Source organism: Nocardia sp. NPDC101769 (genome assembly GCF_044766925.1).
Taxonomy (GTDB): domain Bacteria; phylum Actinomycetota; class Actinomycetes; order Mycobacteriales; family Mycobacteriaceae; genus Nocardia.
Genome location: NZ_JBIWMX010000033.1, coordinates 42,357 through 55,835, shown reverse-complemented (window position 1 = coordinate 55,835; position 13,479 = coordinate 42,357). Strand labels below are relative to the sequence as shown.

15 protein-coding genes and 1 pseudogene are annotated in these 13,479 nt (G+C 67.5%); 15 read left to right on the top strand and 1 reads right to left on the bottom strand.

The window, feature by feature from the left end; all coding sequences use genetic code 11:
• The first annotated feature begins 242 nt into the window (after positions 1-242).
• From ACIRRA_RS36505 to ACIRRA_RS36435, 15 genes and pseudogenes are all read left to right on the top strand, one after another.
• Positions 243-1,073 carry an MlaE family ABC transporter permease gene (locus tag ACIRRA_RS36505; RefSeq protein WP_379384824.1) on the top strand — a complete coding sequence of 277 codons (831 nt, stop codon included), beginning with the start codon at positions 243-245 and terminating at the stop codon, positions 1,071-1,073.
• On the top strand, positions 1,073-1,942 hold the full coding sequence (locus tag ACIRRA_RS36500; protein ID WP_402777830.1) for an MlaE family ABC transporter permease: 870 nt from the start codon (positions 1,073-1,075) through the stop codon (positions 1,940-1,942). Before ACIRRA_RS36505 ends, ACIRRA_RS36500 begins: the two co-directional genes overlap by 1 nt.
• A gap of 3 nt (positions 1,943-1,945) precedes the next feature.
• Positions 1,946-2,974 (top strand): MlaD family protein, encoded by a 1,029-nt coding sequence (locus tag ACIRRA_RS36495; RefSeq protein WP_402777827.1) that lies wholly within the window; start codon positions 1,946-1,948, stop codon positions 2,972-2,974.
• A complete protein-coding gene (locus ACIRRA_RS36490; RefSeq protein ID WP_402777824.1) occupies positions 2,971-3,978 on the top strand; it encodes an MCE family protein in 1,008 nt (335 codons plus the stop codon). The genes ACIRRA_RS36495 and ACIRRA_RS36490 overlap by 4 nt, the downstream gene beginning before the upstream one ends.
• Positions 3,978-4,991 (top strand): MlaD family protein, encoded by a 1,014-nt coding sequence (locus ACIRRA_RS36485; RefSeq protein WP_402777821.1) that lies wholly within the window; start codon positions 3,978-3,980, stop codon positions 4,989-4,991. The genes ACIRRA_RS36490 and ACIRRA_RS36485 overlap by 1 nt, the downstream gene beginning before the upstream one ends.
• Positions 4,992-5,921: an MCE family protein gene (locus ACIRRA_RS36480; RefSeq protein WP_402777818.1), complete on the top strand. Its 930-nt coding sequence runs from the start codon at positions 4,992-4,994 to the stop codon at positions 5,919-5,921.
• A complete protein-coding gene (locus tag ACIRRA_RS36475) occupies positions 5,918-6,943 on the top strand; it encodes an MlaD family protein (RefSeq protein WP_402777815.1) in 1,026 nt (341 codons plus the stop codon). Before ACIRRA_RS36480 ends, ACIRRA_RS36475 begins: the two co-directional genes overlap by 4 nt.
• Positions 6,944-7,894 carry an MlaD family protein gene (locus ACIRRA_RS36470; RefSeq protein ID WP_402777812.1) on the top strand — a complete coding sequence of 317 codons (951 nt, stop codon included), beginning with the start codon at positions 6,944-6,946 and terminating at the stop codon, positions 7,892-7,894.
• Positions 7,895-7,908: 14 nt separating this feature from the next.
• On the top strand, positions 7,909-8,580 hold the full coding sequence (locus ACIRRA_RS36465) for a hypothetical protein (RefSeq protein WP_402777810.1): 672 nt from the start codon (positions 7,909-7,911) through the stop codon (positions 8,578-8,580).
• A pseudogene (locus tag ACIRRA_RS36460) lies at positions 8,520-8,765 on the top strand (helix-turn-helix domain-containing protein); the annotation flags it as partial. The gene ACIRRA_RS36465 and the pseudogene ACIRRA_RS36460, both read left to right, overlap by 61 nt.
• Before the next feature lie 48 nt (positions 8,766-8,813).
• Positions 8,814-9,224: a hypothetical protein gene (locus ACIRRA_RS36455; RefSeq protein ID WP_402777807.1), complete on the top strand. Its 411-nt coding sequence runs from the start codon at positions 8,814-8,816 to the stop codon at positions 9,222-9,224.
• Positions 9,221-9,859, top strand: a complete 639-nt coding sequence (locus ACIRRA_RS36450) for a TetR/AcrR family transcriptional regulator (protein ID WP_402777804.1) — start codon at positions 9,221-9,223, stop codon at positions 9,857-9,859. The genes ACIRRA_RS36455 and ACIRRA_RS36450 overlap by 4 nt, the downstream gene beginning before the upstream one ends.
• A 148-nt stretch (positions 9,860-10,007) precedes the next feature.
• Positions 10,008-10,160, top strand: a complete 153-nt coding sequence (locus ACIRRA_RS36445; RefSeq protein ID WP_402777802.1) for a hypothetical protein — start codon at positions 10,008-10,010, stop codon at positions 10,158-10,160.
• Positions 10,157-10,771 (top strand): class I SAM-dependent methyltransferase, encoded by a 615-nt coding sequence (locus ACIRRA_RS36440; protein ID WP_402777799.1) that lies wholly within the window; start codon positions 10,157-10,159, stop codon positions 10,769-10,771. Before ACIRRA_RS36445 ends, ACIRRA_RS36440 begins: the two co-directional genes overlap by 4 nt.
• A gap of 92 nt (positions 10,772-10,863) precedes the next feature.
• On the top strand, positions 10,864-11,616 hold the full coding sequence (locus ACIRRA_RS36435; protein WP_402777796.1) for an SDR family NAD(P)-dependent oxidoreductase: 753 nt from the start codon (positions 10,864-10,866) through the stop codon (positions 11,614-11,616).
• Positions 11,617-11,717: 101 nt separating this feature from the next.
• Here ACIRRA_RS36435 and ACIRRA_RS36430 read toward each other — a convergent pair whose 3' ends face one another.
• Positions 11,718-13,304 carry an ArnT family glycosyltransferase gene (locus ACIRRA_RS36430; RefSeq protein WP_402777794.1) on the bottom strand — a complete coding sequence of 529 codons (1,587 nt, stop codon included), beginning with the start codon at positions 13,302-13,304 and terminating at the stop codon, positions 11,718-11,720.
• Positions 13,305-13,479 lie beyond the last annotated feature (175 nt).

The window sequence follows — 13,479 nt, the reverse complement described above, 5'->3', positions numbered from 1 at the left end:
GTCGAATGGTTCAGCGGCATTTCGGATTTGCCGACTCATTGCTGAAATATGCTGGTAGGGCACGCTATTCGCGCGGCGCGCGCATCATTCCCCGGCCGGTGGGCCCCTGTCAAGCCCGCGAATATTTCCGTGAAGACTGACACGTCAGTCCGAAATCTGTATTACTGTCTCGGTCAGTTCGAACCGGTCAGCAGAGGGATCGGTCGGCATCGACCAACAGTGGGGCTGTGGGGTGGTGAACATTGGTCGACAAAGCTGTTCGGGGGCCGGAACCGTTGGTACGGCAGGCAATCGAATTCGTTCTCTCGGGGTTGCGGACATTCGGACGCACCATTCAGCTGGCGATCGCGGCGTTCCGATTCCTGGTCGTCGACATCGTCACACTGCGCCATCCGTGGCGTGACACGCTACAGCAGGGCTGGTTCATCGTCAGCGTGACCGCGATTCCCGCTGTGCTGGTGTCGGTTCCGTTCGGCGTCATCGTGGCGGTGCAGGTGGGGAGCCTGACCCAGCAGGTGGGCGCGAGTTCGGTGTCCGGCGCGGCCGGCGGGCTGGGCGTGATCAGGCAGGGCGCGCCCATGGTGACCGCGCTGCTGCTGGGCGGCGCGGCCGGGTCGGCCATCGCCTCGGATCTGGGTGCGCGCACCATTCGCGACGAAGTGGATGCCTTGCGCGTCATGGGAATCGACCCGGTGCGCCGGCTGGTCGCGCCGCGGCTGGCGGCCATGATCGCGCTCACGCCGCTGCTGTGCATGCTGATCATCTTCATGGGCGTGTTCACCGGCTATGTGATCGCGGTCGGCTTCCAGGGCGTGACGCCCGGCTCCTACCTGTCCGCGTTCGCGGCCTTCGCCAAGCTGACCGACCTGTGGGTGGCCATCGCGAAGTCGATCGTCTTCGGGGTGATCGTGCTGGTGGTGTCCTGCCAGCGCGGACTCGAGGCCACGGCCGGCCCGCGCGGGGTGGCCAATGCCGTGAACGCCGCGGTGGTGATCGGCGTGATCGCCGCCTTCGGCGTGAATCTGGTGATCACCCAGCTGGTTTCGATGTTCATCCCGACGCAGGTGGGCTGATGACGCAGGTACCAGCCAGATACGCGCCGCTCGGGACGGCGGGCCGGGTCATCGGCGCGACCGCGCAGGCGCCCGTGTCCGTCTTCGAATCCCTGGGCCACCAGGCGACTTTCGTTTACGAGGTGCTCGCCGCCATCCCGCACACGCTGCGGATCTACCGGCGCCAGACCATGCTCATCCTCTCCGATATCACCTGGGGCTCCGGGGCGATCATCGTCGGCGGCGGCACCGTCGCGGTGCTGGCGTTCCTGGGCATCGCGGTCGGCGGCTCCATCGGCGTGGAGGGTTTCACCGCGCTGAACATGGTCGGCATGGGCCCGCTCACCGGGTTCGTCTCGGCCTACGCCAATACCCGCGAGATGGCGCCCATGGTGGCAGCCATCGGCTTTGCGGCCCAGGCGGGTTGCCGCATGACGGCCGAGATCGGGGCCATGCGTATCTCCGAGGAGATCGACGCGCTGGAGGCCATCGGCATCCGGCCCATGCCCTTCGTGGTGACCACCCGCGTGATCGCGGGCGTGATCACCATCGTGCCGCTGCACCTGCTCACACTGATCCTGTCGTACCTGTCGTGCGCGACCGTGGTGAACGTGCTGCACGGGCAGTCCTCGGGCACCTACTACCACTATTTCGACGCCTTCCTGCAGCCCGGCGATGTACTGGCCTCGCTGGTCAAGGCGACGATCTTCGTGGTCGTCATCATTCTCATCCACGGCTACCAGGGCTTCTACGCCTCGGGCGGCCCGGAGGGCGTGGGCCGGGCCTCGGGCCGCGCGATTCGGGCCAGCCTGGTGCTGGTGGTCATCCTGGACATGATCCTCACGATCGTGATCTGGGGCCTGGATGTCGGCATCCGGATCTCGGGGTGAAACATGGCCGTGTTCAAGGACTATTCCGGCCGCAGCGCCGGTCCCTGGATGTTGCGGGCGCGCGGCCTGGCGGTCGCCATCGTGCTCGTCACTGTGACGATTGTCGTGAGTTCCTATGCACGGGGCGGCTTCTCGGACCGGTTCGAGGTCACCGTCGATGCCGCGACGCTGGGTGAGGGCCTGGCCCCGGGCGCGGAGGTGAAGTTCCGCGGCTACGCCATCGGCACCGTCGAGAAGGTCGAGACCGTCGGCTACGGGCATCAGCGCATCGATCTCGCGATCGAGCGCCGCCAGGCCGGCGCCCTCACCGACGACGTCAGCGCACGCTTCACCTCCTCGAACGTGTTCGGGTCCAGCGCAATCGAATTGGTGCCGGGCACCGACGGCAGGAAGCTGCGTGAGCATACGGTGCTCCAGATCGGGACGAACGCCACCAATGCCACCGTGGCCGGGGTCTTCCGGCGCGCCGCGCGCCTGACCCAGGTGCTGGATTCGGCGGCGGTGCACCGGCTGTTCGACCTGCTGCTCGACAATGCCTCGAGCATGGGCCCGATACTGCAGTCGTTCTTCGCGACCGCGAAGCTGCTGGCCGACGGGCAGCAGAGCACCCTGGCCCACTACCTGCGCATCGGCGGGGACATGACCGGGGCGTTCCGGGACCTGACCCCCTCGGCCGGGCACGCCATCCTGGCCGTGCTCGAGCAGAGCGCCTACTTCGGCGATCCGGAGAACCGGGCGCGCACCAACAAATCCACCAATGGCGTGAACGACGCCGTGCTGGTGGGGCTTTCGAACCTGCTGCAGCAGAACAACCCGGATCTGGAGAAGATCCTCGACAGCATTCTGGACCTGGCGGTGCCGATCAGCGTGTCGGTGGGGTCGGTGGCCCCGGCCTACAACCGAGTGTCGAATCTGCTGCAGGCCATGGACGGCGCCTTCCCGGTGGTGGACGGCCGGGTCCGGCTGCAACTCGAGCTGATCGCGAAAACCATGCCGTACCTGGCCGATTCGCTGGCGGGAGGGGCAAAGTGAGCGACACCACCAAATCCGCCCTCAAGCTCATCGTCTTCCTGGTGATCGTGGCCGCCTGCACCACCTTCATCGTGACGGCGCTGCGCACTCCGATTCCCGGGGACAAGGTCACCTACGATGCCGTGTTCACCGATGTCTCCGGGCTTTTCGCCGGCGACTCGGTGCGCATGTCCGGCGTCGCCGTCGGCAAGGTGGAGTCGGTGTCGCTGGACGGCACTCGGGCGCGAGTGCATTTCACGGTGGATCGGACGCGCCCGGTGTACGACAACACCAAGGCCGCGGTGCGCTACCAGAACCTCATCGGACAGCGGTACGTCGAATTGCTCACCGAGGGGCAGCCTGGCGTGAAACTCGCTGCCGGAGCCACGATTCCGGTGGAGCGGACGATCCCGAGCTTCGATGTGTCCAAGCTGTTCAACGGCTTCAAGCCGATGTTCGACACCTTGGATCCGGCGCAGCTCAACCAGTTCGGAACCAACCTGCTGCGGGTCATCCAGGGCGACGGCTCGGGCATCGGGCCGGTACTGGCGGATCTGGACACGCTCACCGAGCACGCCCGCAACAGCGAGGCCGTGATCGTGCTGCTCATCCGGAATCTGGGTGTGGTCGCCGATTCCCTCGGCGGCAAATCCAAGGCGGTCGGTGATCTGGTGCAGCAACTCTCGGGCATCCTGCACCAGTTCACGGCCAAGACCCAGACCATGCTGAGCGCGGTCGACACCGCGAAAGGCGTATTGGGGCCGATGATTCCGATCCTGGAGGAGGGCCGCGCCGCCTACGACACCGCCTACGGCCCGGTCGACGGGCTGCTGCGGCGGCTGGTGCCGCAGACCGATCAGCTCACCCGAATCCTGGCCCTCACACCGCAATTGGTGACCGGGCTCAATCAGTCGGTGCCGGGTCAGGGGTACCAGCCGCGCATCACCTGCTCGCACGGTGAAGCCGCGCTCCCGGCCGTGGTCGGCGTCATCCTATCCAACCAGAAACTGGTGGTGTGCAACTGATGAGAGCACTGATCGCCTATGCGGGTGAGCTGATTCGGGACGTGCTCACCGGTCGCGGGGACGAGAACACCCAATTGCGCTGGGGGATGGCCGGTGTCGTGGTATGCGTGATCGCGCTCGCCATCGCCGGGGCGCTGTATGTGATCCCGTTCGGGCAGCGCACCTACGTGGCCGACTTCAAGATCTCCGGTGGTGCGCGCTCGGGTGACGAGGTGCGAGTCGCCGGCATCAATGTCGGCAAGATCCGCGCGGTGGACCTCGTCGGCGACCACGTCGAGGTCAGCTTCACGGTGAATCACGCTGTGCGTGTGGGGGATCGGTCCGCGGTCGAGGTCAAGATGCTGACCCCGATCGGCGGCCACTACCTGGCGCTGTCCCCGGCCGGGGACAAGGAACTCGCCGCGAAGCACATTCCGCCGGAGCGGACCGCCACCCCGTTCGAGCTGAGCGACATCCTCGACAAGGGCACCCCGATCTTCGGCAAGGTCGACGCCGCCACCATGCGCGGCACCATCGGGCAGCTGAATTCGGCGCTGGCGCAACAGCCCGACGCGCTGCGCGGGGTCATCGGCAATGCCGACGAACTGACCGGGCTGCTCGCCGAGCGCACCGACCAGCTGAACAGCGCGCTGAACGTCTCCGACGAGTACATCGCCGCCATCGCCGACGACAAGGCGCTGCTCGCGGATTTCGTGAAACAGCTGGGCGCCGTCGCCGACCAGCTGGGCAATCGCAAGGACGACATCGTGGGCATGTTCAACCTGCTCAAAAGGCTGCTGGTCATCCTGCACCGGCCGATCATGGCCTACGGCGACAGCATCGAGCCGTCCGTGACGCAATTCGAGCAGCTGGTCTCCAAGGTGACCGCGGACCCGGATCGGATCGACACCGTCATCAACGGGATGCGCGATGTCATCAACCGGCTCAACGGGATGCTGGGCACTCAGCTGAAAGTGGATCAGCCGGCCGCCGGAGTCCAGCTGTGCATTCCCTACGAAGGCAAGGCGTGCTGAATGAAATGGGGCAGAGCAGCACTCGCCGCCGGGGTCGCCGTCGCGGTCGTGGCCGCCGGGGTGACCGGGGTGTCGTGGGCGAACTCGAAACGCGATCCGAGACAGAGCGTATGCGCGGAATTCACCGATACCGTCGGCCTGTATCAGGGCAACAGTGTGACCATGCTCGGTGTCGAGGTCGGCACCGTCTCCAAGATCGAGGTCTTGGGCGACCGCATGCGGGTCACCATGAGCGTCGAGGATTCGGTGAAACTCCCGGCCGATATCCAGGCCGTCACCATGTCGAGTTCCATTGTGACGGACCGGCATGTGGAACTCACCAAGCCGTACACCGGCGGCACCCGATTCGACACCTCGCAATGCATTCCGCTGGAGCGGACCAGGACGCCGATCGGCATCAGCGAGGCGCTCGACGCCATGGGCAAACTGGCCGGTGATCTGACCGGAGGCGGCAGCACCGGCGGCAAACCCGACACGCTGCTCGACGACACCCTCACCGCGGCGAACAATGCCATCGACGGCACCGGGCGGCAGTGGAATCAATTGCTGCAGCGGCTGTCCGCGGTGATCGGCGATCCCACCCAGAAGGATGCCGTCTTCCGGCGGCTGGTCGACAATCTGGACCAGCTCACCACCATGTTCGTGACCAACTGGCCGGATATGGCCGAGGTGCTGAACAATCTGCGCGCCGGGCTCCAGCTGATCGGGCAGTTCTCGGCCGAATTCTCCGGCGCGGTGGATATCGCGGTGGAATTCCTGCCGGTGATCGCCCGCAATGTGGGCAAATACGATCAGCAGATCTACGGGCTGCTGGATACGGTACTGCCGCAGGCACACACCTTCGTCCAGCAGCACGAGGGCGACATCAATTCGCTGCTGGCCGCCCTGCCGCCACTGGCGGCCCAGCTCCCGCAGGTGGGTGCGAAATGAGGCGCGCACCGGTTCTGAGACACACCGCGATCCGGCTGGCGCCGGTCATCATGGCGGCCACGCTCGTCCTGACCGGCTGCGGGGTGAAAGCCACCGACATCCCGATTCCGGGCACCTATCCCTCCGGCGACACCTACACCGTCCGAATCGAATTCGGCTCGGTGCTGAACCTGCCGGACCGCGCCAAGGTGATCGCCGACGGTGTCGAGGTCGGCATGCTCGACCACATCGATCTGATCGGTACGACCGCGGTGGCGACGGTGAAACTACACACCGACGCCAAACTGCCGAAGAACACGACCGCGGAATTGCGGCAGTCCACGATTCTGGGCGATATCCACATCGCGCTGGAAGCGCCCCAGCACGCGGACACCACGTTCCTCGCCAACGGTGATGTGATCCCGATGTCGCAGACGATTCCCGCCACGAATGTGGAGGACATTCTGCGGGCACTATCCAACATCATCACCGGTGGACGCTGGTCCGATATCCAGAAGCTGGTCACCGACGTGAACGCGGCGTTCCCGTCGGATCCGGCCGAGCTGGACCGGATCAATGCGGCGGGCCGCGCGGCGCTGCACGACATCGCCTCGCACACCGACGATCTGAATCGCATCCTCACCTCGGCTCAGCAGATCACCGCCAAGCTGGAATCCGGTCGCGGCGCGGTGGATCAGATCCTCACGCTCGGGCCCGACCGGGCCGCCGGTCTGTCGGATGTGCTGCTGGCGGTGGTCAACCTGATCATCAGCGGCGGCCCGCTGGCCAAGAACGCCGGCGACCTGCTGCTGCCGCACGTCGGCGATTTCCGGTCGATCGTGTCGGTCCTCGCGCCTACCGCGGTCACGGCCGGATACGCCGACCTGACCCTGGCGGCCGACCTCGACACCTTCCATACCCTGCTGAAGGAGAAGATCATTCCCTTCCTCAGCGCCCCGGACGTGAAGGTGCAGCAGGTGTCCGCCGATGCGCAGGCCGACCAGCTGATCACCACACTGCGCTCGATCGGGATGGTGCCCTAGATGAAACTCTCACTCTCCGGGCCGGTTTCGCTGGTCATGCTGCTGGTGCTCACCCTGGTCTGCGGCAGCTACATGGCCGTCGGCGTGCTGAATCTGGACCCGCGCCGCCAGAACAACACCGTCACCGTGCTGCTGGACAGTTCCGGCGGCTTGATGAAGACCTCCGAGGTGACGCTGCGCGGCCTGCCCATCGGCAAGGTCCGTGATATCGGGGCCACCGGGCGTGGACTGGCCGTCACCCTCGAATACGACTCGAAATACCGGATTCCCGTGGACAGCGTGGTGCAGATCGCCAACCTGTCGGCGGCGGGGGAACAGTTCCTCGACTTCCGGCCGAGCGGCACCCAGGGGCCGTTCCTGCACGACGGCAGCGTGGTGCCGAACCGGCAGGTCGAGATCGCTACCACGGTCGGTGACGCGCTCGCCAAGCTGGACGCGCTGACCGCGCAACTGGATCCGGCCAAGCTGCAGAGCCTGGCCACCACGGTGGCATCCGGATTCGAGGGCCGCGACGCCGATGTCGCCAACCTGACCAAGGCGCTGGCCGGCACCGCGAACCTGTTGCGGGACAAGCGCGATGCCATCGCACGGCTGTACGCGAACGTCCAGAACCTCGGTGACAAATTCGACGGGCGCGCCCCCACCCTGAGTGCGGCGGCCGGGGACATCGACACCGCGCTGCCGGAGCTGCTGCACATTATCGCCGCCTTCCAGAACTACTCCTACATCGGCGAGAAGATCTATGACGATCCGATCGGGCCGCTGGTCACCAAGATCAATGACTATCTGCAGCTGATCGGGCCCGACCTGAGTCATCTCGCCACCGTCCTGAAACCCGCGACCAGCGCGATCAAACCGCTGCGCGTCGCCGCCGGCTCGATCGTGGACCTGCTGTCCACGGTGTTCCCCGGCGACGGCGCCGCCCATGTGGCCATCGACATTCCTCGGTAGAGAGAAGGCAATTCGTGAGTGAGAACGAGAACACCGCGCACAACGACGAGACCGAGCAGACCGGCGAGACCGAGCAGACCGGCACACCCGAGCAGACCGGCGAGGTGGAACCGATTTCGATTCCGGTCCCGGAGCCATCGAAAGCCGTGCCCGCCAAGAGTTTCGGCGAACGCGCCTACCCGGTGGTCACCGTCGCCGCCGCCGTGCTCGCGGTGGTGGCCGTGGTCCTCGGCGTGCTCTGGCACAACTCGTCCGGCGACTACCACGCGCTGAAGAACGGCCAGGCCGATCGCGACCGCGCCGCGCAGGTGGCCAAGGACTACACCCTGCGCTCGCTGACCTACGACTACCGCAACCTGCCCGCCTTCTTCGACGGCGTGGAGCGCGGCACCTCGGATGCGCTGCGCGACAGGTACACCCAGGTTCACGACACCTTGGCGAAGATCATGACCGACGCCCAGGTGGTGGCGACCGGCGACGTGGTCGGCAGTTCGGTGGAGGCCAGGGGTAACGACCAGTACACCGTCACCGTCTACGCCACCCAGAAGACCCAGAACGTACAGCAGACCGACCCGGCGACCGTGCCGAACCTGCTGGTGCTGACCGTGGCCAAGAGCGGTGGCGACTGGCTGGTCACCGATTACGGCCCCAAGGACCTCGGCCAGAAGGGCGGGGCCGCGAAATAGCCGCGCGACACATCGGGCGGCCGCCGCAGCCCGAACTCCCGTCGCGGCGCCGCCGGCAGATCGTCGAGGCCGCCTTCGAGGTCTTCACCGCCGACGGCTACGAGGCCACCGCCATCTCCGAGGTCGCCGCCCGCGCCGGCATCGGGCAGGGCACTGTCTACCGCTACTTCGGCAGTAAGCGCGAAATCCTGGACCACGTCATCGATCTCGGCGTCGAGAAGGTGACCGACGCCATGGAACTAGACACCGTCCTGGGCGCCGCCGGCGAGGTCGGCGAGCTGGTGGCGGCGGTGCGGGCGGCCCTGGACCGGCTCTGGGATCTGCTCGAACGGGAACCACAGATGCTGCGGCTGCTGGTGGTGGAGGCCGGGGCCATCGATCCGGAGCTGGCGCACCGGCTGCTCGGGCTGGAGGCGCTGACCGCCTCGCTCATCGCCGGGGAACTGACACGCGGCAGGGAGGAAGGGTGGATTCGTCCCGATATCGACCCGGACGTGCTGGGGCACACCATCCTCACCATGGTCGGGCCGTGGATCATGCGGGAACTGCTGGGCGCGGGCAATCCGGGCATCCGCGAGCGCAGCATGACCGCGGTGTTCGACGTCCTCGACAAGACCCTGCGCCCCCGGAGCGCCCCGCCGTGACAGCCGGCCGGGCAGAGCGCGCCCACCACCCGCGCGCCGCGCAGCGCCGGGCCGAATTGGTCGGCGCGGCCTACGAATTGGTGGTTATGCGCGGCTTCCGCGGCATCGGCGTGGACGACATCGCCACGGCCGCCGGGGTCAGCCACGGCACCTTCTACAACTACTTCGCCAACAAGCGCGACATCCTCGACGCCGTCATCGACCACTGCTTCACTCTCATCCGCGCCCGCCTGCTGGGGCCCGAGGGGGACGACATCCCCGCCACCCTCGACGCCTTCTGCGCGCGCTACGCCCGCGTCGTCGACCGCTGCTACGACCTGGTCGAGACCGAACCTGGGCTGGTGAATTTCTTTCTGCTGGAGGCCTCTTCGATCGACGATCGAGTCCTGGACCGCTGCCTGCGCCATGCCCGCGCCTATGGGGCGCAATCGGTGGAGGTCGTTCAGCGCGGGATCGCCCACGGGTACCTGGACCCGTCGCTCGATCCGGAGATCGCGGGGGAGGTCCTGCTCTCGATCCTGGTCTCGGCGCTGCTGTCGGCCCTACGCGCCGGATCCGACGGGCTCACCCAGGACCGCGTTCGCAACCAACTGGTCTCCTTCCTCCGGATTGCACTCGCCGGCGACCCGGAATGACCTCGCCCGCACCGGCCCAACCCGCCGCCCTCGGTCCGATCGCACTGTGCCGAACCGACCACCTCCAGGCCAGGCGGCCCGTCGTGCGCGGCTGCCCAGGGCCGTCCGGGGGCGATGCTATGTTCGCCGGGTGGGGAGGAGACCAACTGTGGGCTTCGAGGCGACCGAGCTGTTCCACGATCCGAAGCTGCTGGCGGAACTCGGCTTTCGATACCGAGTCGGGTGGGCGCGGGCCGGGGACGTGCGGGGGAGACGGCCCGCGCCGGTGCGGGAGCTGCTCACGGCGGAGCGAGTCGCGTGAAGGCCCGGCTCGAACGGGCGGCGGAGGAGCGGGCGGCGCGCATCGCCGAGCGGATCGCACCGTACCTGCCTGCGGCCGGACGGGTGCTCGATGTCGGCTCCGGGACCGGGCACAATGCAGACCTCCTGCGCAAGATCACCGGGCTCGACGTGATCGAAACCGATGTCGTGGACATGCATGTCGTGGGGCACGGGCCGGTGCTGTGCGCGGACGGCGTGCTGCCGTTTCCCAGTGATGCCTTCGAGACAGCGCTGGTCCTGCACGTCCTGCAGTTCCCCGCCGATCCCGCGGCCGTGCTCGGTGAGACGGCCCGAGTAGCGGCGCGCGTGATCGTGCTCCAGTCCACCTCCGGCGGCCGGCTGGGCCGCGCGTCGCTGCTGGTGCGCGGATTCCTCTTCGGCCGCTTGGCCTTTCAGCTCTCCCGGCTGGTCGGCTTCGTGGATTCCGGCATGGCGGCCGGTATCGCCCTCCAGGTACGGCGCGTGCTGTCCCGCGACGACGTCCGGACCGCGGCGCGAGCGGGCGGGCTACGCGAGATCGCCTTCGAACCGGACCGCCGGCCGGTGCCCTTCGGCGGGTGCGACCTATTCGTCTTCGACAGGGCCCGATGAGGCTGTCGGTCATCGCTACCGGCTGAGCTACGTTGGAGGCCGCTCGAGCGGGTGGCGGTTTCGTGGCTGCCCGGGGATGGAATGGAGACGGTATGGCGGGCAATGGTGCCGGGCGGTTCGAGGGCCGGGTCGCGGTGGTGACGGGGGCATCCTCCGGATTGGGGCGGGCCGTGGCGCAGTCGCTGCGTGACGGCGGAGCCCGGGTGTTCGGTGTGGGGCGCGACGAGGAACGGTTGAAGGCGGCGCTCGACGGAGGTGAAACGGCCTGGCTGGCAGCGGATCTCACTGATCCGGGCGCGTCCGCGGAGGTGGTGCGGGCGTGTGTGGAACGGTTCGGCGGGATCGACATTCTGGTCAATGCGGCAGGGGCGCACGCCATGCGGCATACCGCTGAGGTCAGTGACGAGGAGTGGCAGTACGACCTGGCCGTCAACCTGAGTGCGCCGTTCTTCCTCTCCCGCGCCGCGCTCCCGCAGCTGCTCGAGCGCGGCGGCTGCATCGTCAACGTCGCCTCGATCGCGGGCCTCGAGGGCCAGGCCTACTCGGCCGGCTACTGTGCCGCCAAACACGGCCTCATCGGCCTCACCCGGGCCATGGCCCTCGAATTCGACAGCAGCGCAATCCGGATCAACGCCGTCTGCCCGGGCGGCATGACCACGCCCCTCCTGGAGAACTTCACCTTCCCGGCGGACCCCGACTACACCCTCATCATGAAAACCGCGTCCGCCCGCGGCCTCATGGACCCGGCCCAGGTGTCCAACGTCATCACCTTCCTCTGCTCCGAGGAAGCCTCCGCGGTCCACGGCGCCATCTACACCGTCGACAACGGCAAGATGTCCCTCTGACCCCACCCCGCCGCCGAGGAATCACCGCCGCAAGCCGTCCTCGAGCGAAACGAGTACGGCCGCGGCGGGTGACGCCGCGGCCGCACACCGGCTCGAGTGGCTCAGATTCCGTTGGGGAAGGTGAGGGTCATCAGGCTCGGCCAAACCTGGGACCAGGGCTGCAGGGGGTCGTGGCAGACGTAGACGGTGACCAGGCGTTCCAGGCCGGGGAGGCCGTTGGGGTCGTCGAGGCGGGTGACCTGGGTGGTGGAGGCGAACTTGGAGAGGAACTCCTTGTCGCCCACGCCGTCCACGGCGAGGTAGACGATGGTGCGGGCCGAGTCCGGCGGCGGGCCGAAGTAGCCGAAGCCGCGGTTGGGGCTGTACACCGGCGGCAGGTTGTACGGGCGGCCGAATTCCTCCAGCGCGCTGGCCTGGACGTACGCTGTCGCCACCACTGCGGTGTCGCGGCGCTCGGATTCGGGCAGTCCGGCCACCGCGTCGGCGACCACCTTGGTGAACGTTTTGTAGCCGGCCGGGCCGGTCAGCGACTCGCGCTGCCAGTACTGGGCCTGGTCGGTGATCGGGCGATCGATCCCGGTGAAGTCCCGGGCCCACGCCCAGCTGTACGGCACCGGGATCGTGCACATCCACGCCGTGAACAGGACGGCCGACACCACCGCCACGGCGTTCACCACCTTGCGCACCTGACGCCGCGCCTCGACCGTGCTCAGCGTGAACGCGCCCGCACCGATCAGTGCAGGCCAGAAGCCCGCGACATAGTAGGAGCGGCCGTTCTCGACCAGGACGATCACCAGCAGTCCCATGCCCGCTATCAGGGCGAAACGGTAGGGCCGCAACGACTCCAGCCGCACCAGGCCCCACAGGCCCAGGATGCTCAGCAGGCCGCCGAGCAGGCCGCACTGGAGGGCGATCTCCACCGCGCAGATCAGCGGTCCGGTGTGGGCGGCGTACTGCTCCTGGGCGATGATCTCGGTCATCTGCGATTCCACCCAGCCGTGCTGCACCTGCCACACGATGCCGGGAATCATCGAGACCGCGAGGATCAGCGTGCCGACGTACAGCGCCGGGCGGCGCAGCAACTCGCGCGGTCCGGCGATCAGCACGCCGAGACCCAGCAGCGCCCACACACCCGGCATCATCCATTTGGCCTGGAACGCCACCGCCGCGAGCACGCCCGCGACGATCAGCAGTCGGTCCTGCCGGGTCCGCACCCAGCGAATCAGCAGCCAGACGATCGCCGCCTGCAGGGGAATGTCGAAGGTCAGCGTGATCAGCTGCATCTGATTGAACGCGAGCGGCGAGACCGCGTAGGCCGCTGCGGCGAGCACCTGATACCGCGCCCCCGCCCCCAGTTCGCGCGCGGTAGCAGCCGCGACCACCGCGGCGGCCGCCATCAGCAACAGCGCAGGAATCCGCAGCGCCAGCACCGAACCCGGCGCGATCACATCCATGATGTGCGCGACGAACGGCGCCAGCGGCCCCTGATCCGGATAGGCCCACGCCAGCCGCCGGCCGGCCGCCACGAAGTACAGCTCATCGCCGAAGTAGTTGATGCGCGCCGCGGGCACGCCGAGCACAATGGCGAAGCCCACGGACACGGCGAGCACGCCGCGCCAGGCAAACGGCACCGGCTCGGCGGCCGGCTCGGCGGCACCCACCTCGGGCGCCGCGTCGATCGTTGACATCCATCCCTCCCGGGCCACGAAAAGACGCCCGGCAAAAACCGAATTTCGGCGATGCCGGGCGTCGATCAGGCTGCAGAATAACTGGTCTCGGGCCGATCGTCGCCCCGGTCTTTTCCGGGGCTTGTCCGAGGGCAGCCGGTCGCCGACGATGTGCACGCCGAAACCCAGGGTCAGG

Coding starts and splice junctions, on each gene's coding strand:
- ACIRRA_RS36455 (WP_402777807.1), top strand. CDS start 8,814: ATGGAACTAGACACCGTCCTGGGCGCCGCCGGCGAGGTCGGCGAGCTG.
- ACIRRA_RS36475 (WP_402777815.1), top strand. CDS start 5,918: ATGAGGCGCGCACCGGTTCTGAGACACACCGCGATCCGGCTGGCGCCG.
- ACIRRA_RS36495 (WP_402777827.1), top strand. CDS start 1,946: ATGGCCGTGTTCAAGGACTATTCCGGCCGCAGCGCCGGTCCCTGGATG.
- ACIRRA_RS36480 (WP_402777818.1), top strand. CDS start 4,992: ATGAAATGGGGCAGAGCAGCACTCGCCGCCGGGGTCGCCGTCGCGGTC.
- ACIRRA_RS36470 (WP_402777812.1), top strand. CDS start 6,944: ATGAAACTCTCACTCTCCGGGCCGGTTTCGCTGGTCATGCTGCTGGTG.
- ACIRRA_RS36430 (WP_402777794.1), bottom strand. CDS start 13,304: ATGTCAACGATCGACGCGGCGCCCGAGGTGGGTGCCGCCGAGCCGGCC.
- ACIRRA_RS36435 (WP_402777796.1), top strand. CDS start 10,864: ATGGCGGGCAATGGTGCCGGGCGGTTCGAGGGCCGGGTCGCGGTGGTG.
- ACIRRA_RS36485 (WP_402777821.1), top strand. CDS start 3,978: ATGAGAGCACTGATCGCCTATGCGGGTGAGCTGATTCGGGACGTGCTC.
- ACIRRA_RS36500 (WP_402777830.1), top strand. CDS start 1,073: ATGACGCAGGTACCAGCCAGATACGCGCCGCTCGGGACGGCGGGCCGG.